This is a genomic window from Bacillus sp. 166amftsu (genome assembly GCF_900107445.1).
In the GTDB taxonomy this organism is placed as follows: Bacteria; Bacillota; Bacilli; order Bacillales; family Bacillaceae_G; genus Bacillus_A; species Bacillus_A arachidis.
Map to the genome: position 1 here is coordinate 771,787 of NZ_FNQA01000002.1, position 20,303 is coordinate 792,089.

A 20,303-nucleotide genomic window follows, 5' to 3' on the forward strand; every position below is an offset into this window, starting at 1 on the left:
AAGATAACGACTTAAAAAACACCATCAACTGAATTGATGGTGTTTTTTAAGTCGCTATACTTTTATAATTGAATCTGGTTACTTTTTAAAAAATCAATGATTTCTTTTTTATGCTTCAAATCATGTTGAACAAGTATCAAAAAATAATCATTTAACTTCATACTTTCTTTTCCGAATTGATAATCATTATTAAAATTTTGACTAGGAATCTCTTTTATAAGACTGACTAAACGCTCTCTTGTAAGAGTGAATTGATTAATTATCCCATCTTTTGAAATACCAGATCTTGCATATTGAATAGCACTATTATTCATTTTCTCGACATCATTTGAAACATTCGTTAGGCTTTCTAAATGTATGAAATAAGATACCCTATGTTGAATTAAAAACTCGTCCCAAATTATAAAATGTGAAATAACATCTGCAATTCCCCAGGAACCATTTCGAAAAGATTTAAACCATATATGATCAGGTAAACTCTTTAATCCCTTGCACCATTCTATTAAACTTAACTTTTCCTTCAAAATAGATTCTTTACTCATGAGCCTCTCCTTGTTCTTTAATTTTCATTACCATATGTCATTCACATCGACTTATTCTAGACGGTATAAGAAAATCCTCCTGCATTAAGTAAAAGCAAACGGATAAGCAACCATTCCTTTCCTAAGTTCGTATATTATCGTAAAAGGAGGAATTTACACATGCATTGGCAACAAAAAGTTCAATATTTAATCGGTAAGCCTGTCGGAGTTTCTTTAGTAAACGGTCAAGGAACATCTGGAGTCTTATGTGGTGTACACGGTGGACATATTTATTTGTATGAATACTTATATCAAGCGCAATTTGCAATGAAACATTATGATTTTAGACAAATTCAAGATATACATCCTTTTCCAAATTGTCCACAACAAAACCCTTTATATTAAAAATAGGAGCAGCTTCAAAAAGCTGTTCCTATTTTTATATTTGTCCTACATACTAATCAATTTTTATTGAAATACATTCTTAAATTCATAATATGATAATTGACGTCCACCATAATCTACATCGTGCGTGTATGTAAATCCAATCTTTTCTAAAACATTCTTCGATTTCTCATTTGTACTTTTAATTCTTGCGATTAATTTTTGAACCTTCAAATCATGAAATGCATATTGAATCGATGCATGAGCAGCCTCTGTAGCAAACCCGTTCCCCCAAAACTTCGGATCAAGAAGGTACATAATCTCCACATCTCTTGTTTCATCGATATATCTTAAACCACAATGCCCCATTAGTTCTCCCGTTGTTTTATGAAATAGGAACCACACACCAAAACCATTTTCAGTCCAATGTTTTATGATTTTTTCAACATACTGCTTGGCTTCTTCCCTTAACATCCCTCTAGATACTGCAAGCCATCTACCAACTTCATCGTTTTTCACAATTTGATGGAATGCATCAATATCTTCTAAAGTAGGTCTTCTCATTAAAAGTCTTTCTGTACGAATTGATTTGTCATTGACCTGGATTAACATATTCTCTTCCCCTTCATAATAAGTTTATTTCGTTAAATTATATCATGAATTTTCTTTCATTTTATATTACAAATCCCAAAACAACGATATACATCTATAGAAAAAAACAGACTATCGTTCAACCGAAGTCTGTTTTTTCTATACTTCATTTTTATTTTTTCACATCTGCCCATTTCAAGCTAGTTGCTGGCCCAAATTGATGTACATATAAATCTTTTACATATGACTTTTGTATATAAGATAATCCTCGCTGGAACACCGGTGCAATTACCGCTTCATCAAGTAGCATTTTTTCTGCATCTTGCATCGCTTTCCAACGTGCCTTTTCGTCATTTCCTAATTCCATTTTTATCTTTTTAATTAATGAATCATATTCTAGATTGGCATAGCCTGTATTATTGACGCCACTTTCTGAAATAAATACTTCTAAGTACGTCATTGGATCTGGATAATCCGGTAACCAACGTGATAATGACATTTCATATTCTTTCTTTTTCTCTAATGCTAGTTTTTGAGAGTGTGGTTGTAACTTCACTTTCACGGTTAATCCTGGTAAGTTTTTCTCCAATTCTTCTTTAATAAATTCTCCTACTTTTTTAAAGTTATCTAAATCATAGTTTAGCATTTCTAACGTAACTTCATTCATTCCTGTTTCTTGCTTCGCCTTTTCCCAATATTCCTTTGCCTGTTTTACATTCGTTTTATTAAACTCTGTCGTTGTTTCCCTAAAATCTTTTTTATCCGGCCCTTTCAAGAAGCCATTTGGAACGTAGTAGTTGGCAGGTACTGATCCATCGTTTAAAAATGAAGTCGCAAGTCCCTTTTTATCAAAAGCCATACTAAGTGCAAGACGAGCATTTTTATTTTTCAGAATTGGTACATTTTCATTAAAACGGAAGAAATACATAACAGGATCAGTATATTGCTTTAACTCTTTATCATTTTTATATTTATCAACGAATTCGGTTGAAATAACAGCACGATCTACTTTATCTGTTTGATATAAATTTACTACCGTCGAAATTTCTTTAACAATTTGGTAATTTACTTCATCTAATTCCACTTCTTTTTTATCCCAATATTGATTGTTTTTCTTCATTGTGAAACTTGCTTCATGCTTCCATTCTGACAATGTAAATGGCCCGTTATATAGAGTTGTATTCGCTTCCAAACCATATTTATCTCCTTGTTTTTTTGCGTACTTTTCGTTAATTGGATAAAAGGATGGTAAACAAAGTAATTTTGTAAAATACGGGACAGCATGTTCTAACTCTACAGTAAACGTTTTATCATCTTGAGCTTTTATCCCTAATTCATCCAGCCCCATTTGCTTCTTGTTTATCTTTTCTGCATTTTTCACGTCATACATGATATATGCATATTCAGAGCCAGTTTCGGGATTAACAAGCTGTTTCCAAGCATATACAAAATCATGTGCTGTTACAGAATCACCATTAGACCATTTCGCATCACGTAAATGAAATGTATATGTTTTTCCATCTTTACTAACCTCATACTTTTGCGCAATACCAGAAATGACCTCATCGTTTTTTGAAAGTCTAAACAATCCTTCCATTACATTATTTAATACGTTAAATGCAACAGCGTCCGTTACTTTTAAGGAATTTAATGATGGAATTTCTCCTGTCTCAGTTAACTGCAATATTTTCTTCTCTTCTTTTGGTTTTGTAGTCGTTTTTTCTTTTCCACAACCAGCTAAAAATGAAGAAAGTAGTAACGTACTAACTAATGAAAAACGAAGAACTTTGTTCATTCGAAAACCCCCTTGTATTATTGTTCTATTACTCTCTTATTAAGGTAAATAACGACGTGCTCCTGCATATTCTTCAATGTAACCCGGGGTGTTTACAGGAATAATTTCAACTGTTTTTGCTGCATTTGGAGAATGAATCATTTTTCCATCTCCAATATACATGCCCACGTGATGAACACTCCCTTTTCCTTGATTGTACGCAAAGAATATTAAATCACCTTTTTGCAAGTTTTCTCTTTCAACAGCAATCCCCGCTTTTGATTGTGGACCTGAATCCCGCGGAATTGTGATACCATGTGATTTGTAAATCGTATGTGTGAAGCCCGAACAATCAAATCCAAAACCACTTGTTCCAGCCCATATATACGGTAACCCTAAAAATAATTTCCCAGTATTCACTAAATCATCACCTGTTGGAATAGGAATGTCATTTTGTGATTTATATACTTTTCCGTCATTTTTCCGTAACCATGCTTTTTGTCCGTTTGGTAATAATACTCGATACGACATATTATCTTCACTTATTAGTGGTAAACGTGTGTTATAACTAACCTCTAAAGATTTATATTTATCAGATGGATTAATGTATAAAATAGCTGTCGACTTTGTAATTAGAACGAATGGTTGCTCCTTTTTTTCTGCAAATTCTTGATTATAGGTTAGCTGTTTTACTGGAACCCAGCCTGGATAACCAGCCTCATTTCTTGGCGTTGGCTGACCATGAACAACTACTTTTGCCCACTCACCTTGCCGATCAATGATTGTTACTTCCTGCCCCAATAAAGCTTGTGTTTCTAATTTATTTGTACTTGTTAACCAAAGCTTTTCATCAAGCGTCATTGATTTCGTCCATTTCCATAAATCAACAGGATTCGTTGCACTTGGCTCATCAATAGGACGAAGCAAATTGGGCCCAGTCCATAATGTTGCAGCCGCTACATCTACATATGCTTGATTACCTTTTACCTCTTCAGCATTCGCTACAGAAAAAGATGAAAATACTAACAAGCAACTAAAAAACATAGTAATGACTTTCCTCATAAACACATCCCCCTTTTATTAATATTTCTCCCTGTTCAAAAAAATTGTGACTTCAAAGAAAACCCTTCTGCTGGAATTTTATTTTATATTCACTGCATGATGCAGGTTTACCTTTGGTCCGTTATATGTGATTCCGCTCGGCTCTTCCATTAACCATAAAGGAGCATCAAGATCAAAGTAATGAATATTTGGATGAGCGGCTGCTACATGTGCAATCGCTGTTACGGAAAGCGATGATTCCATCATGCTGCCAACCATACATTTTACACCGGCAGCGCCGGCGATATCAGCAATCTTCCACGCTTCCCGTATCCCGCCGCATTTCATCAATTTAATATTTAATAGATCAGCATACTGTCCTTGAACAAGCTTTAAAGCGTCCTGCGCTGAGAAAACACTTTCATCAGCCATAATTGGTGTTTGTACATGATCTTTTACATATTTCATTCCTTCCCAATCTTTCGCATGAACGGGTTGCTCTACAAATTCTATATTTAATTTTCTATTTTCCATTTCCCGAATAATCGCGACAGCTTCTTTTGGACTCCAACCTTGATTTGCATCTAAGCGCAAAGTAACATCCTTCGGTACACTATTTCTGATTGCTTCAATACGCTCTAAATCCAGATCGGCTGATTTACCAACTTTAATTTTCAATATGTGAAATCCTTTTTCCACATGATTTTTTGCTTCTTTGACCATTAATAAAGGCTCATCAACACTTACTGTAATGTCTGTTCGAATCTCTTTCTTTCCACCAAGTAACGCATATAATGGCATATTATGAAGTTGACAATATACATCATATAACGCCATATCTACCGCTGCCTTCGCACTCGTATTTCCTACACAGCTCATTTGAATTTGTAACAGTAATGTTTGAAATTGCTGCAATTCTTTCCCGATTAATACAGAGCGAATCGGTCCTAAAATAGCCTCTTCCATTCCACTCGCAAAGTCCCCAGTAATAACCGGAGTCGCAGCTCCAGCTCCTTTTCCTACAATACCTTCATCTGTGTGAATAAAAACATCAATACTTTCAATTTCAGTTACAGTGCGCAATGCTGTTTTAAACGGTGTATGAAGCTTGATATAGCGCCGTTTTAACGTTAGATCCATGATTTTCATTTTCATTCATCCTTTCTGTCCAATAAAAAAATCCAGCCATAAGAACGACTCTTATGGCTGGATTTTGTCTATGAATGTGTAGACAAAGCAGCGATTTGATTATATTTTTTTTGTGCATCTTTTAATGCTACAAGTAATGCTTTTTGAGAAGATCCGAAATACCGATTTCTAATCTCTTCTACTAATTGTGGGTCATTCATATTTCTATGTAGAAATAAATGTTTTACAAATTGGCTCGTTAATGCAATGGTTGCTGAACAATCCGCATCCACAATTTTCCCTGTATCTTTTTCTACAACAAACGCAACAAAGTAGCTTTTAAACTTTTCTGTAATAGGATTATTTTGAGGTGCTTTAGCGTCCCCTACGATATAAATCGTATTAGAAGCATACACATATATCTTCCTTTCCTATACGAGGATAACGGTTTTCTTAACAGGCGCATGGGCTGACGACTCATCGTTAATTAAGAAATGTATCCGTTTACTGTATATTATATACAATTGACAGAATTTTAACAATATTTATTTTGGTAAATATTGTACAATTAAACTTCCAATCTCTGAAAATATATAATTCGTATGATGTACACATTCAACATTTGAACTTAAAACAGCTACATATACTATTCGGTTATTTATGTTCAGTCTTGCAGCATCATGTGTAACAGTTTGCAGTTCTCCCGTTTTGTTCGCTGTTAAAAGCCCTTTAACCCTCTCTAACTTCCCACATAATTTATAGGTAAATTGTTGATTTTGAAGTGGTTTATAAAACTGTTCTTCGTTTTCATAGTACTTTAGTAAAGATACAATATCTTCAGCTGTTGTGACATTATCCTTTCCCGGTTCCTTAGGTGCTTGCATCATATATCGTTGTAGTTTCGTCCCATTTAACCGTAGTGAATCAATATGTCTTTGAATATGATTCATTTTCAACTTATTTATAAGCCAATTCGTCGCAGTGTTATCAGAAACTGTAATCATCAATGTAATAAGATCTTGTATCGTTATATTTGGTGTACGTAATGAAGCAACTATACCGCTTCCTCCAGTTTTTTCAAGAGATGCAATAGAAATTAATTCATATGGATTTAAAATACCCTCCTTCATCGTTTCTATAGCACATGAAAGAATAGGTAACTTAATAAGGCTAGCTGACGGATGAATCAATTGTTCATTGTACCGATACATAATTTCCCCTTGTACCATGACACTTACATCTCCATTTATACTTTTAATTTGTTTCTCTAATTCATATATAAAGTCTGTTTTTTTCATATTCCCCTCTCCTTTTTGAAAATTATAACAACAAAAACTGTTCGCTATTATCGATATATCCATATATTTTTATAAAGGGCATAAATCAGTGACATTATGCTTTCTTCTCCCAACTCATTCAAAGCGCGTGTAAAAAAACAGTTAGCTCTTTGCTAACTGTTTTTAACACACGCTATCTACTCAGGTAATACAAATATAGTTTCATTCGGCTTAGAGAATTGATACTCTTTTCTCGCAAACTTTAAAATCTCTTCTTCATTATCAGTCAAATTTGCAATCTCACTCTTTAAATAACGGGAATCTTTTTTTATAGAAATTAATTGCTTTTGTTGATTTTTAATCGTAGCTCGCTTTTCTACAATTATTTCTTCTTGCTTAGTAAGAATATATTGAACATAAAAAGTTGCTGAAAAAATAAAAATAAAAGCTAAAATAAACCGACGCAATTTTCTCTTATTCATAACTCGGTATTCATTATACTGTGTTTGTTGTTGTAGTGTATTAGGAACATTTACTTTCTTGAGTTTCCTCATTTTTTAAATCCCCCTAACTCATTTTATTTCACTACCACAGGCATACTTTCTTACTAACCTAAATTCTCTTCACGTAAAATAAGCTCCTCCATAAAAAAATCTCATAAATTAACCAATTAGAGATACCTTTCGACGACATCTCTATATTTCAGATGAAAATTTTATATTTTGTGCTATATATTAGTGTTTTATGTTTTTAAGCTAGGCAAAAAGATCTCATAAACACATTTGCTTTTTCAGTGAATAATTTATTAGTAATTCCTTTTATTAAGGAGGTAAACAAATGAAATACCGCGACTTAGGAAAAACCGGTTTAACTGTTTCTGAAATTGGATTTGGAGCATGGGCAATAGGCGGTGATGAATGGGGACCTGTCAATGATGAACATTCTATTGCTGCTATGAAAACAGCAATAGAGCATGGAGTAAATTTTTTCGATACTGCTGATGTGTATGGATTAGGACATAGTGAAAAATTAGTGGCACAAGTAATAAAAAAACATCGAAATGATATTGTCCTTTCCACAAAAGGAGGTTTAATTGGTCATCACTATGATCCTGATAGAGAACCTGTCTATGATACAGCAGAAAAAATAATTGCAGTATTCGAAACTAGCTTACTTCGCCTGCAAACAGATTACATTGATGTTTATTTTTGTCATATTTGGTGGGATAAAAAAGAAGAAACAGAAGCATTTCTTCGCGCATTTGAAATTTTAAAGCGTGATGGCAAAGTAAGAGCTGTTGGTGTTTCAACCCATGATTTACAATATATAAAAAATTTTAATCAATACGGTGAAATTGATGTTGTACAACTTGACTACAGCATACTTAACCGAGCACCTGAAAATGATATTTTGCCTTACTTACAAGAGAAAAATTTAGGAGCTGTCATTCGTGGACCATTAAAAATGGGGATATTAACTGGAAAGTTTACTGACCAAACAACATTTCCTGATGGTGATTTACGACAAGATTGGCCAAAAGAAACATGGTTTCAAGATGATTTACAAAAAGTTGAACAATTGAGATCTCTTTCAAATCCTAACCGAACTTTAGGACAGGTGGCTCTTCGTTATGTACTATCACACCCTGCAGTATCTGTTGCTATTCCAGGAGCAAAAACCGCTCATCAAGCCACCGAAAATGCAGCTGCTTCTGTACGACCACTTCTATTAGAAGAAGAGTTAGCATATATACTAGAGCTTTAAACAAAAAAATCAGTAGCAATTCATTGTTACTGATCTTTTTTATCCTATTACCTCCATAAGATTTTCATATTCAGCTAATTGCGCAGCTCAATATCATATTCCATTCTTTTTGCTGTTGCTTCTGCAATTTCTACCCCTAATAAATTTTTTACTATATGAAATGACATATTAATTCCGGCCGAAATTCCTCCAGAAGTAATAATGTGTCCTTCATCAACAAACTTTACATTCTCTAATACTTCTACAGTTGGAAATTCATTTCTAAATCTTTCAATACTCGCCCAATGTGTAGTCGCCTTCCTTGAATCAAGTAAACCTGCTTTCGCAAGAAGTAGTGCCCCTGTACATACAGAAGCCATTAACTTTACTTCTTTCATTTGCTGCCTGATCCAACTTATAATAATCTCATTTTTCATTTCATATTCCCTAACGCCTAATCCACCCGGAATGATTAAAATATCAACTGGTGGTAAATTTTTAATACTAAAATCCGGTTGTACTTTCAAGCCATTTCTCGCTGTTATTATTTGGCCCTCTTGGCTGACGGTATGAACAGTGAACGGATGAACTCCATTTGCTTCTGTTGTAACCGAAAAAACTTCAAATGGTCCCGTAAAATCCAATACTTCTACTTCATCAAACAAAAAAATTCCCACATGCCAGTGGTTTATCATATAATCTCTTCCTTTTTTATATGTATTTTTTAAATTTTCTTTATACAAGATGTAGAAGATGCTGATATCCCTTTTCTAATGCGATATCATATGCTGTTTTACCATCATTTTTCTTAATACTTTTATCTGCTCCATTTTCAATAAGTAATGCTACTATTTTTTCATCGCCTAATAAAGCCGCTTCGTGAAGTCCTGTCCAACCGCCACTTTGTACAGCGTTAACATCTGCCCCCTGCTCAATTAAAAATGTAGCCATTTCGATTTTCTTGTTTGCAATCGCTGCTTGCAAAGATGTATTTTCATTTTGATTCTTCGCTTTCACATGTAAATTAGTTCCCTTTTTCAAGAGAAAACTCGCAATTTCCTTATGACCAAAATAAGCTGCTAAATGCAGTGGTGTCCAGCCATCTTCACTATAAACATGCACCAGATTTTGATCTTCATTTATTAATTCCACTACCTTCTCTAGTTCTCCATTCATTACAGCATTTGTAATTGCTATAATTGGATTCATCGTTATCTTCCCCTTACATAGATTCATTTTATTTCCTAACTATGAAATAATTCTATTGGACATGGAGAATTCCTTTTTACCATAGAGTAGTTTACATAATAATATTATAAATGTTAATTTAATTTTCAAGTTATCGTATTAAAAAATATTTTCACAATAAAAAAACGGCCCATTTTTAGAATGAACCGTTCAGGATTCAATTAAATTATTTTTACATAAAATAATTAAACGTTTTTATATAAAAAATACAAAAATATCCGTGTTTTAGTGCATTTATTTCATTTTTAAAATTCGAATATATTTTTACAAATAAGAAAATAGTTAATGAGTTTACTATAAAAACACTCATTGATATTTTTCTATTCGAATTATATTTTCAAATGAAATATAAAAATCATTTTTATATTTCATTTGAAAAATCATTAGTTTTATATTTTTTTATAAATGTAATAGGCTTTACATTAACCTATAGCAATTTTGCTTTCTTCCCTTTCCTGTCTCCTTTAATACATATGATTTTACTACGAGATCGGTTAATGAATCTGTTAATGTTTTATATGATAAATTAGATAGTGCTAGCAGATCATTTGTATATAAAATTCTATGTTTTTCTAATAGTAATAATACTAATCGTTCAGATGGCTTTAATGTTTCATCACTTTCTAGTATAAAATCTACATCTTTCATAGGGATATTACATTCTCCTTATTTTTAAAATTACAATTATCGATTATTAATACGAAAATATTATATAATAAATCTGTTATTATTTCAAAATAGCATATAACTAAGGCATGATGTTTTAGTTAAAGCTACTCCCTTCGCTTCTTCCATTCCCTTTATAACACCCTTTTGGCAATTTCATGTTAAGATCCCTTCCTTTTTTAGTACAAAAAAGCCTCCACATTCGGAGGCTTCCTTCTATTTTACGATTGGCAATGTTAATTCACTTAATTTCACCGTAAGTTTCGTCCCTGCTTTTGGACGAATCGTATAGTCATAGTCACTTGCAATTAATACGACTCCTATTTGATGCCCAGCTTGGAATACATAATCATCCGGCTGCATGTCCCATGTAAATGAGTAATCTTTTCCTGGTATAATTAGTTCTGAGGAGTTTATTCCATTTAAGTTTTGTGGATCCATCCATCCTCTCGTCACAATTTCAGGTTTTACACCACCATAATCAACAAGCAATGCAGTTAAGTTTGATACGGGGCGATCAATACTACCCTTAAATGAAATTTTTGGTGTACCACTTATTCTCATTTCTTTTTCAAGCTTAGGCATTACATATACTAACCGATTTGGTGATTCTAATTCTGGATTTGCTACTAATTGATTCGATTTTATTTTTGCATCATCTAATAATGAGGACACTTGTTGTACCGCCCCCATTCGAAGCGGTAAATCTACTACTTTATTACTTAAAAGCATACGTATTTTAGACGGAGCCGCTGCAGGGTCTGGCCAATTTTCTAGTTTTTGCCACGTTTTATTTTCTCGTTGTACATCTACCATCGGTTCGTTCATAATTCCATTTTCAATTCCGTATAACCAATAATCGAACCATTTATTTTGTGTTTGCTGCCAGTTATTACTTGATGTTCCACCATGTCCCCCTTGATGTAACCACATTTTACGAGGAACATTATTTTCTCCAAGAGCTTCCCACCACCCTGAAAACTGTTTTGTCTTTACATTCCAATCATTTAAACCATGTACAATAAATACACTTGCCTTTATGTTTTTAGCATCCTTCACGTAGTTACGCTTGTCCCAAAAATCATTATAATCTCCCGTTTTTCGGTCTTGTCCATCAGTTAGCTCTTTCGTAATTTTTTGACAAACTTCAGGATTCTCTCGTGTTAGCACTGCTTCTGCCATATTATCTGTATCTTCACCTTGGTAACCACCTGGTGCAACAACTGCCCCATTTGCACGGTAATAATCATACCAGCTACTAATTGCCGCAATTGGAATAATTGTTTTTAACCCTTCAACTCCTGTTGTTGCAACAGCATTCGGCAATGTTCCATTATAAGATGCACCTGTCATTCCAACATTTCCTGTAGACCAATCTGCTTTTATTTCCTTACCATCTTCTGTGAATGCTTTTGCTCTTCCATTTACCCAATCAATGACAGATTTTGTGCCAAGTATTTCTTGTTCGTCACCAGTTGTTGGGCATCCGTCTGATTTTCCAGTACCAATACTTTCTCCTAAAATAACCGCATATCCACGAGGAACATAGTAATTTCCATATGAACCGAGATTGGCTGGTCCTGCATAAGGTTTGCCTCCAGTAAGATGTAATTCTTCATCAACATTATAAACCGGTACATCTTTTATTCCCGACCGGTAAGGACTCATTTCATAAATAACGGGAACTTTCACATCTAGTTCTGTTTTCGGTCGCATTACTTTTATCGACACACGATCCTGCTTCCCATCTCGGTCACTATCAATCTCAGTTTCTACAAATAAATTTTCTACAATCGCCTCATCAACTGAATAAATAGGTTTCGTCATTCCATTTTCCAACTCAATTCTGGTCGACTGGGCTATTGTTTCTGGCACTTTACCATTTAACGGTAGCGAAGAAAATTTTATCGAACTCTCTTCGTTCTTTTCTGCATGTACTGTAATACTAGAAATACCTGATGTAAGTGTTAAAGAAAACATTGTCGAAAGCGCAATTATAAACTGTTTTTTCTTCAAATCCCTTCCCCCTTTATATTCTTCTATCCCTTCACTATACAATAAAATGACAGAAAATTCAGTTTATAAAAGAGCGAAAACTTGAGAAATTTGTAATATTTTAATCTTTCTTATATAGCTTATATGATTTCTCTAACCCAACATTATATTGCGTGTTATTATCTGTCCAATCTTCTCCTAAATTTCCAGGCCACCCTGATGTATTGGCGACATATTTCAAAAGCGCTAATTCTGTTAACCCCTTGTTTACTCCGCGTTTATATGAACTCACCATATGCGAGATCGCTATAGTTGCATTCGTTTTTGCATCTTTTAAGTTCTCTTCTGAAAATTGTGCAGGTGCTAATCCGCCTCGATGTAACTGAAATAGCCCAAAAGATGTCCCTTTATCTCCAACAGCTTTTCGATTAAATTTTGTTTCATGATCAGCAATTGCAAGTGGAATCCATTCTGGTACACCGTATTGCTTCGAGATTTCAGTAATTACTAATTTATTATTTTCAATTTCTTTTTGTTTTTCATACTTCATATAAGCGGCATAGCATAAAAGTGTTAACGTACAAATTGCTACTATATATTTTAATAATTGTTTCATAGATTCATCTCCTATATCGTTTATGCTTAATTCGGGTATACCTATACTATAAAATGTTCATGTGACATCTATTTGACAGAATAAAATTTTTATAAATAAAAAGAGCTTACGAAAGTAATCTGAACTGTACCTTGAATCGTGGAAACTCAAAAAAGATGGTTCCGGTATTGTACCGGAACCATCTTTTAAGTGCTTAATTTCTAAAGGTCTTTTTATTAAACGGTCCACTTTATAAGATACAGTTCATTTTTTCAATTGTTTTTTCTGTAATTACAGCCTTTTATCAGTGTTTAAAATGTGTTATAAACTTGCTCACAAGTTGCGGCCGTTGGTTGAAAAAAACAGTGTTTTTTATAACGTCCTACAAAGGGCTGATTATACCATTGTTGAGGACAATCGCCTGGTGGCCTAAAATACCACAAACTAAATTTCCCAGGCCAGTACCTCTCTCCATTGATAACTCGACGAGCTAAACGTTTTTCACTTTCTCTTGCTCTTTGATAGAAATATCCATGCGTAACAGCTTCAAATGCATGTTCTTGGAAAATCATTTGTCTAATGGTACGAAGATTTTTAAAGTCAGAGCAATTTGCTCTTAGTCGGTTAATTCCTACATTTCCAACGAGTAACATACCCTGAGTTCCTTCTCCTTCGGCTTCTGCTCTGAGTAATCTTGCTAAAAGTGCAATATCTGCATCTGTAGCGTTAACAACTCCCATAACTCCACCTCCATTATATTTTTCTCTTTATAGCATTGTTTATTGGTCAGGATAATGACCTGTATAATATAGGTTGGGATGTTGTCGGCTCGGTATAAAAATAAGGATAAGTTGGGGCAAATGCTTATAAAAAATATTAAAAGTACAGTAACAATTTGTTTCTGTACTTTTTACTGGGATTATCTCCAGATATGAGATATATGATAAAAATGCTGTGTAAAACAATTTTTCATACATCCCGAAAGACAAATATTTTTTACTGATGGTGGAAGAGAAAAGCAATGGCTACATATATTAGAACATAAAAGTGTAAGGTTATGATGATGCTCTACATACGGTCTCAAGTTTTATCCCTCCAAATTGAGGATTATAGATTACTTTATTCTAAATAAGCACAAAAATTAGATTGTCCATTATGAATCAAACAAATTTAATAAATAAAAGTAGATATGGTCAATAAAACCTTTATAGTTACTTGAAGGTGTAGGCACTTATTACTTAGACAACTCTATCTCTATTGGTTCCGTTGGCTTGAATTAGAGAAGGATTTAGCATTTGATAAACGAGTTATTTCAACGTGTCAAAAATCCAATCATGTAACGTTTGATTAATTCATTATGTTTTTTACCTCACTCAATTTACTCCCTCTTTTCTATATACATAAAAAATTGTATTTCCTCTTTTATAATGGAAACACCATAATCAAAACCATGTCGTTCTAAAATGCTCTTTACAATCGCTAGTCCTAATCTATTTCCTGATATTTCTTTATTGCGTGAGGTATCTAATACATAAAATGGCTCCCAAATTTTTCCGATATCTGTACTTACTTCAGGATCAATTCCGTTTTGAATACTAAAATATACATAACTATTTCTTTCTTCAAACACAATCTTGATATTTTGATTTGTTGTATATTTTATTGCATTTGAAATTAAATTATTAAATACCATTTTCATTTTATCCGAATCTGCATAAATAATCGCATCTCTCGCGCGACAATCCATTTGTAAATGTATATCCTTAGCTTGGAATCCAATTTCATGTTTATCAATTATATTTTTAATAAGCGGTTCTATCCGTACCTCTTCTTTTTGTAATGGGTCTCGTTCTAATTTCGAAAAACGTAATAACTCTTCTATTAAATTTGAAATTTGATCAGTTTGTTTAATAATTGTATCTAAGTATGTCCCATCATCAAGACCATCTTTAATCCCTATAGAGTACGCCTTTACTAAAGCTATAGGTGTTTTTAATTCATGGGTAATATCCCCCATAAATCGCTTCAATTTTTCATTTCTATTCGTTAAATCCTGATGAGCTTCATATAATTTATCACTCATAATATTAATACTATTGGCTAAATCGCCAATTTCATCGTTTGTTTTCACTTTTGTTTTCTTAAATTCTAGATTGGAAATATCTTCTGCAACATCGCTTAATTCTTTTAGCGGTGTTGTAATCGTTTTTGATAATATCCAAACAAGTACAATGACAAGAAATATTGCAAATCCAAAAATATATATATTATTTGAGGGAATAGTAAATATGAGGTGTTGTTTCATGTTAAAAAAAATAGGATTCATTTTTCTGTTTTCACTTTTATTATCCGCAAATGTTTTCGCAGAAACAAATAAACAAATCGAAGTTTTTGATTGTCAAAAGGAGATGGTCGTGCAAAAACAATCCCTAGACATAGAAATTCAAAAAGAGGCAATACAGTATGCCAAATCCATTACTGGAGCATTTAAAAACCTAAACGTTGTCCCTAAAACTGGCCATATGATAAAAGTCCCTTTATCTAAACCGGTTACCATTACAAATCAATGGATTCATACAACAATAGATGAAGTACTTGTACTCCTTCCACTTAACGAAAAACCTTATATCATGATTTATGATGATGAAAATAATCCACACTTTTATTATGTACAAGGTCATCCGGAACGTTTATTGAAGCATTTAAAAGTAAAATCATAATTACTTATAAAGAAAAAGATTCCATAAAACATTGTTTTATGGAATCTTTTTCTTTATTTTTTTACCTTGAAAGATTTTATTTTAAATTATTTACGCCGTTTTTTCAAATATCTTTAGATAAGTGAAAATCTTTGTCTATACAGAACCTACAACTTTCTCATCATCTACTTCATATTTTACTAAACAATCATTTTCCAAGACTAGTTCTTTGTCAACTAAGTTACCTGTGACACGATCAACTATTTTTTTATAAACTTTATTTTGTCTGTATACTTGACTATCTATTTTTTTTACAAAACAATGATCTTCTTCAACGATAGAATACTTATATGGAGGATACTGAGATGCCCTAATTTCTCCGTATATATATTCTTCGTCAAGATGTAGATTGACTTGATAGGTAATATTTGAATTGTTTCTCAATTTGAGATCAATAATACCATTCATCAAAGTGGCACCTGTTCCAAATGGAATTACACGTCCGTAGTCAGGGAATGGGTCGAAACTATGACGATATCTTTCCACTGTTTCCAACTCTGAATGAAGAAACATCCAGTAGAGAAGATTCCCTAACTGACAGAGACCACCGCCTATTCCCTTTATCGCTTCGCCATTCATTAGAATAATTCCTTCTTTATATCCAGCCTTTTCATTAGAATTACCAACAAGATGCCAAAATGAAAATGTTTCTCCCGGTCTAATTACTACCTGGTTTATTTTACAGATAGCTAACCTTAAATTGGTGATTTTGTTATATTGCAGCTGTATATCCGTATCACCTAACTTTCTAATAAGCAAAGATTTATGTTTATAAATCCTGTAAGGTAATGGATTTCGCTCAAATGTTTTTGAAAATTTATGCCCTTCAAGACGGTCACTTATTTTTTTAAATAGCCTACGTTGTCTAATTCTAATAGGAATTAAAAAAGGAAATCTTTGCGTTAATAATTTTCTTGCCATTGAGAGTCGAGCTCCTTTACATATTCTTAATCTGTATATTTCAATTTACATTGCTCCAATAATACCGATCTTTCTCATTGATCGTTTAGCTCTTCTCGATTATAGATGAAGTTTCTATCAGAAAAAGTTAATGAACACTTTTCCGGACTCTCTCAGCCATAACGGATACTAAAAATTTCGGAAGGATCAACTGTCGTTTTATTCTTTTAGGCTGTGTTACTAATCTATATAACCATTCTGTACCAGTATCCCTCATTAGTTTTGGAGCTCGTTTTACCGTGCCGGATAAAATATCAATCATACCTCCAATACCAATAGATAAAGGTACGTTTAACCTTTGAAGATTTTCATAAATGAATACTTCTTGCTTAGGAGATCCTAACCCTACCAATAGTAAGTGTGGTTCAAATTTTTGAATGTGAAGTTTGACTTCTTCTATCTGCTCATTTTTGGCAAAGCCATGTTGTCCTTCAAAAATAGCATGTGGAAAGCGCATTTTTAAATTTTCTAACGCTTTCTCATTACTTTCTGGTGCAGCACCGAAAAGAAATACACGGTACCCCTCTTGATTACAATACTCTATTAAGTCATGCGTTAAATCTGCACCTGTAACACGCTCTTTCAATGTTCCTTTTAAAATTTTCGAACCGAGTATCACACCTATTCCATCTGCTGTTATTAAATCCGCAGATAGTAAAATGTTTTTGAAATGTACAGATTCCGCTGAAGTTTGTTTGGCCGACATCACAATTTCAGGATTCGCTGTAACAATAAACTTTGGTTTATTTTCCTTTTCAGATAACCAATTTTTTAATAAGTCTATTACTCTCTTATACTCTAAGCTACAAAATGGTATACCTTTTATGTACTGTTGTTCCATTTCTTACATACACTTCCCCTACGTGTTTTCTTATAATAAATGGCTTAAACTTTCTCTTTTACACGCTGTAAATACTCATCAATATCCTTATTTATTTGAAGCAATGATTTCTCCCAAAACTCATTATCCGCAAGGTCAATGTCAAAGTATTGTTTCACCAACTCTTCGACTGGGCGCTTTCCAGTCTCACACAAGAATTTTTTATATTTGGAATGAAACTCACCACCATCTTGTTTTGCCATTTCTAATAATCCTAAACTTAGTAGATAACCAAATGTATATGGATAGTTGTAAAAAGGAACATTCGCTGAATAAAATTGGCCATATTTCATCCAAACAAAAGGTTGATATTGAGTTAGAGAATTTCCATAAGCTGCTTTTTGTGTGAGTACAGATAATTTCTCTAATTCATCCGCACTTAAAGGTCCCTTATGAATTTCTTCATAAAATGTTTGCTCAAATTGAAAAGAAGCTCGAATGGCCATTACATAATTAAAGCTGTTTCTGATTTTCCAGCTAAGTAATGATTTTCTCAGTTCTTCACTTTCTGCTGTTTTAACTAAATAATCTACAAGTACCATTTCAAAGAATATGGATGCTGATTCAGCCATACTCATTGGAAGGTAATCATCCAAAAATGCGGTAGACTGCTCATCGCTCATTACATAAAAATGCCATGCATGTCCTAATTCATGTGCTAATATTCTTACACTATCAATTGTTCCATCATACCGTAATGAAATTCGAGACTCTCCTTCACTTAAGAAAGGAGCGCAAAACCCACTAGGAGGCTTATTATCTCGTGGCTCAGCATCTACCCATTCATTCATAATAGCGCACTTTGCAAATTGTGCTAGTTCTTCATCAATTTCCTTTAAGGCATCATAAATATTCTCGATCGCTATTGAAAAAGGAATTTCAATCTGTTCATTTTCTTCTGATGTCATAAGTTTATGCCATGTAAGTGTTTCTTTACTATTTCTATAAAAATCTAAAACACTCGATAACTTTTCAAGATTTCCTTCAATGGCATTCCACATTTCCAATAATGCATTTTTAGAAATCCCGTTTGATTGAAGGGATTGTGACAATACCTCTTTTTCTTGTAAGAGGTTACTTTTTAGATTACGCAATCTGCCCATATGATTTAGCACGCTAGCAAATACCGCTTCCTCCTTTTCCAATGCCTCTGTAAGAGAAGAAAATACCGATAATCTTTCATGATGAGTTTCAGCATTCATCGCAAGATAGTTTGCTTTTCCAAATGAGAATATTTCATTATTATTATGTATTTCTAATTTATTTCGTAATTGTATGTACATATCTTCCCAAGCTTTTAATTCATTTTCTATAAAGTTGATATTTTGATTTTCGAGGAAGTTACTTTTTTCATGATTCGATTCTTGTAGTAATATATGAACTTCTGTTTTCAAAGTATTTATTTTTGTGTGGGGGAAAGCAGTAGTCGCTTCATCTGTTTGTTCAGTAGAAAGGCAATAAAAGTAATACTCTGCCTTTTCGATATTTTGTATAATTTTCGAAAGAATTGCTGGGTCTCGATTTTCTTTATATGTTTCTATTAATTGCTCTATTTTCTCTATTTCTGTAGATAACATAGGGTCTTGTTCTTCAGGATATAGCCTTTTCAAATCCCAATTCGTTGGGTGATCAATTATTTGATTCATGTTATAGCCTCCTACTTTTACAAATAGTTACAATACTGCCTTCATTAGCTAATTATATATGAATTAATATAATTTTCATATCTTTCAATATTCCAACTTTTCAAAGGAGACTCCGCCAGTAATCTTACAAATCTCTCCATACCAATCTTGTACATGTCCATTGTTGTAACATAAAAAGGGATTGATCATACTAATCAATCCCCTTACTTTGACAAAGATATTTATACAAAAAATTGATTTATTTCCAAATTTCATTTACCCATTCAGGATGATCTACAAATGGATTTCGGTTATGTTGATACTTTGTATAGATTATTTCATTACGTTTTCGCTCAAAATCATCAACAGGGTCTTGTTCATTCCATTTTAGTAAGACTGATAATTTCCCCATATATGGATCTTTATTGTTATTTACTTTTTCATTAAGTTCTAAATCTACTTCACCGCTATCTCCTTCATAACGAACAGCCATGTAAAATAACATTCTAGCAATATCGCCTTTCACACTATCACGAGGTTCCCAAGAATCTTTATCGTATTTACACTCTGTCGCTTCTGAATGATTCACACCGCCATTATCAAAATCCAAATTCCCACGTGAACTATTGACTGATACATCCGTAGCTCTTAAATGATGAAGGTCAGTTCCAGGACCTGCAGCCGTTCCAAAATCACCGTGAGATTTTGCCCAAACATGCTCTCGGTTCCAATTATCAACCCCTGAACCATTCGTGAATTTCCCTTGTGAACGTCCTGTATATAAAAGGAGCACATTATTTTTATTATTTGGATCTTCATCAGTATCTCTTAGTGCATCCCAAACTGCACTGTAGGATATCTTTGTATGATTATCAATAATATTATGAAGTTCCTTTTTCAATTCTACTCCCGTTTTCCCCTTCGCGCTATTATAATATGTATCATCATAATTCGCTGCCGCTACACCTTGATTTACTTTTGAAGTCGAAGAAGTGCCTTCACCATATACGGTATCTGTAAACGATAAAGATGAAGAACCTAGAATAAATAATGAAGAAATAGTAAAAATAGCAAGTTTTGTATTTCGGAACACCATATACACATATCCCCTTTAAA

21 protein-coding genes and 2 pseudogenes are annotated in these 20,303 nt (G+C 33.2%); 4 read left to right on the forward strand and 19 right to left on the reverse strand.

Annotated features, from left to right (window positions below; all coding sequences use genetic code 11):
• Nucleotides 1–62: 62 nt before the first annotated feature.
• Entirely contained in the window at nucleotides 63–542 is a 480-nt protein-coding gene (locus tag BLV40_RS10785; RefSeq protein WP_090689723.1) for a DinB family protein, read from the reverse strand.
• Between the two features lie 159 nt (nucleotides 543–701).
• Here BLV40_RS10785 and BLV40_RS10790 point away from each other — a divergent pair, with 159 nt between their 5' ends.
• The gene (locus tag BLV40_RS10790; protein WP_090689726.1) at nucleotides 702–926 is read left to right on the forward strand and encodes a hypothetical protein; all 225 of its coding nucleotides are present in this window, start codon (nucleotides 702–704) and stop codon (nucleotides 924–926) included.
• 63 nt (nucleotides 927–989) lie between these two features.
• Here BLV40_RS10790 and BLV40_RS10795 read toward each other — a convergent pair whose 3' ends face one another.
• The 7 genes from BLV40_RS10795 to BLV40_RS10825 all read right to left on the reverse strand — a co-directional run bounded on the left by BLV40_RS10795 (nucleotide 990) and on the right by BLV40_RS10825 (nucleotide 7,270).
• Nucleotides 990–1,517: a GNAT family N-acetyltransferase gene (locus BLV40_RS10795; RefSeq protein ID WP_090689729.1), complete on the reverse strand. Its 528-nt coding sequence runs from the start codon at nucleotides 1,515–1,517 to the stop codon at nucleotides 990–992.
• A gap of 151 nt (nucleotides 1,518–1,668) precedes the next feature.
• A complete protein-coding gene (locus BLV40_RS10800; RefSeq protein ID WP_090689732.1) occupies nucleotides 1,669–3,291 on the reverse strand; it encodes a peptide ABC transporter substrate-binding protein in 1,623 nt (540 codons plus the stop codon).
• 39 nt (nucleotides 3,292–3,330) lie between these two features.
• On the reverse strand, nucleotides 3,331–4,332 hold the full coding sequence (locus BLV40_RS10805) for a C40 family peptidase (protein WP_090689734.1): 1,002 nt from the start codon (nucleotides 4,330–4,332) through the stop codon (nucleotides 3,331–3,333).
• Between the two features lie 78 nt (nucleotides 4,333–4,410).
• Complete coding sequence (locus BLV40_RS10810) at nucleotides 4,411–5,460, reverse strand: dipeptide epimerase (protein WP_090689737.1); 1,050 nt, start codon at nucleotides 5,458–5,460, stop codon at nucleotides 4,411–4,413.
• A gap of 68 nt (nucleotides 5,461–5,528) precedes the next feature.
• Nucleotides 5,529–5,855 carry a DUF3870 domain-containing protein gene (locus BLV40_RS10815; RefSeq protein ID WP_026591030.1) on the reverse strand — a complete coding sequence of 109 codons (327 nt, stop codon included), beginning with the start codon at nucleotides 5,853–5,855 and terminating at the stop codon, nucleotides 5,529–5,531.
• A gap of 129 nt (nucleotides 5,856–5,984) precedes the next feature.
• Nucleotides 5,985–6,737, reverse strand: coding sequence for a serine hydrolase (locus tag BLV40_RS10820; RefSeq protein ID WP_090689740.1), 753 nt, complete (start codon nucleotides 6,735–6,737; stop codon nucleotides 5,985–5,987).
• 176 nt (nucleotides 6,738–6,913) lie between these two features.
• Entirely contained in the window at nucleotides 6,914–7,270 is a 357-nt protein-coding gene (locus BLV40_RS10825; protein WP_090689743.1) for an FtsB family cell division protein, read from the reverse strand.
• A 283-nt stretch (nucleotides 7,271–7,553) separates the two neighbouring features.
• On the opposite strand from BLV40_RS10825, the gene BLV40_RS10830 reads away from it, so the two are divergent.
• Complete coding sequence (locus BLV40_RS10830; protein WP_090689746.1) at nucleotides 7,554–8,480, forward strand: aldo/keto reductase; 927 nt, start codon at nucleotides 7,554–7,556, stop codon at nucleotides 8,478–8,480.
• Nucleotides 8,481–8,554: 74 nt separating this feature from the next.
• Here BLV40_RS10830 and BLV40_RS10835 read toward each other — a convergent pair whose 3' ends face one another.
• The 6 genes from BLV40_RS10835 to BLV40_RS10860 form a co-directional block, all read right to left on the reverse strand.
• Nucleotides 8,555–9,154 (reverse strand): DJ-1/PfpI family protein, encoded by a 600-nt coding sequence (locus tag BLV40_RS10835; protein WP_090690030.1) that lies wholly within the window; start codon nucleotides 9,152–9,154, stop codon nucleotides 8,555–8,557.
• Between the two features lie 40 nt (nucleotides 9,155–9,194).
• Nucleotides 9,195–9,668, reverse strand: a complete 474-nt coding sequence (locus BLV40_RS10840; RefSeq protein ID WP_026591035.1) for an ankyrin repeat domain-containing protein — start codon at nucleotides 9,666–9,668, stop codon at nucleotides 9,195–9,197.
• A gap of 456 nt (nucleotides 9,669–10,124) precedes the next feature.
• Nucleotides 10,125–10,355 (reverse strand): hypothetical protein, encoded by a 231-nt coding sequence (locus tag BLV40_RS10845; protein ID WP_026591036.1) that lies wholly within the window; start codon nucleotides 10,353–10,355, stop codon nucleotides 10,125–10,127.
• A gap of 234 nt (nucleotides 10,356–10,589) precedes the next feature.
• Entirely contained in the window at nucleotides 10,590–12,389 is a 1,800-nt protein-coding gene (locus tag BLV40_RS10850) for a Xaa-Pro dipeptidyl-peptidase (protein ID WP_090689749.1), read from the reverse strand.
• A gap of 100 nt (nucleotides 12,390–12,489) precedes the next feature.
• Nucleotides 12,490–12,984, reverse strand: a complete 495-nt coding sequence (locus BLV40_RS10855) for a transglycosylase SLT domain-containing protein (RefSeq protein WP_090689751.1) — start codon at nucleotides 12,982–12,984, stop codon at nucleotides 12,490–12,492.
• 290 nt (nucleotides 12,985–13,274) lie between these two features.
• Nucleotides 13,275–13,703 (reverse strand): cell wall hydrolase, encoded by a 429-nt coding sequence (locus BLV40_RS10860; protein WP_003198028.1) that lies wholly within the window; start codon nucleotides 13,701–13,703, stop codon nucleotides 13,275–13,277.
• 477 nt (nucleotides 13,704–14,180) lie between these two features.
• Here BLV40_RS10860 and BLV40_RS27975 point away from each other — a divergent pair.
• Nucleotides 14,181–14,314: pseudogene (locus tag BLV40_RS27975) on the forward strand (IS1595 family transposase); the annotation flags it as partial.
• Between the two features lie 27 nt (nucleotides 14,315–14,341).
• On the opposite strand, the pseudogene BLV40_RS10865 reads toward BLV40_RS27975, so the two are convergent.
• Nucleotides 14,342–15,256: pseudogene (locus tag BLV40_RS10865) on the reverse strand (HAMP domain-containing sensor histidine kinase); the annotation flags it as partial.
• 10 nt (nucleotides 15,257–15,266) lie between these two features.
• Here BLV40_RS10865 and BLV40_RS10870 point away from each other — a divergent pair.
• Nucleotides 15,267–15,683 carry a hypothetical protein gene (locus BLV40_RS10870; protein ID WP_090690033.1) on the forward strand — a complete coding sequence of 139 codons (417 nt, stop codon included), beginning with the start codon at nucleotides 15,267–15,269 and terminating at the stop codon, nucleotides 15,681–15,683.
• A gap of 135 nt (nucleotides 15,684–15,818) precedes the next feature.
• Here the strand turns inward: BLV40_RS10870 and BLV40_RS10875 are convergent, their stop codons facing one another.
• From BLV40_RS10875 to BLV40_RS10890, 4 genes are all read right to left on the reverse strand, one after another.
• Nucleotides 15,819–16,643: a VanW family protein gene (locus tag BLV40_RS10875; protein WP_090689757.1), complete on the reverse strand. Its 825-nt coding sequence runs from the start codon at nucleotides 16,641–16,643 to the stop codon at nucleotides 15,819–15,821.
• 127 nt (nucleotides 16,644–16,770) lie between these two features.
• Nucleotides 16,771–17,523: a WecB/TagA/CpsF family glycosyltransferase gene (locus BLV40_RS10880; RefSeq protein ID WP_090689760.1), complete on the reverse strand. Its 753-nt coding sequence runs from the start codon at nucleotides 17,521–17,523 to the stop codon at nucleotides 16,771–16,773.
• Between the two features lie 44 nt (nucleotides 17,524–17,567).
• Complete coding sequence (locus BLV40_RS10885; protein ID WP_090689761.1) at nucleotides 17,568–19,208, reverse strand: M3 family metallopeptidase; 1,641 nt, start codon at nucleotides 19,206–19,208, stop codon at nucleotides 17,568–17,570.
• Between the two features lie 238 nt (nucleotides 19,209–19,446).
• Nucleotides 19,447–20,283: an endonuclease I family protein gene (locus BLV40_RS10890; protein WP_026591045.1), complete on the reverse strand. Its 837-nt coding sequence runs from the start codon at nucleotides 20,281–20,283 to the stop codon at nucleotides 19,447–19,449.
• Between the last annotated feature and the right edge of the window lie 20 nt (nucleotides 20,284–20,303).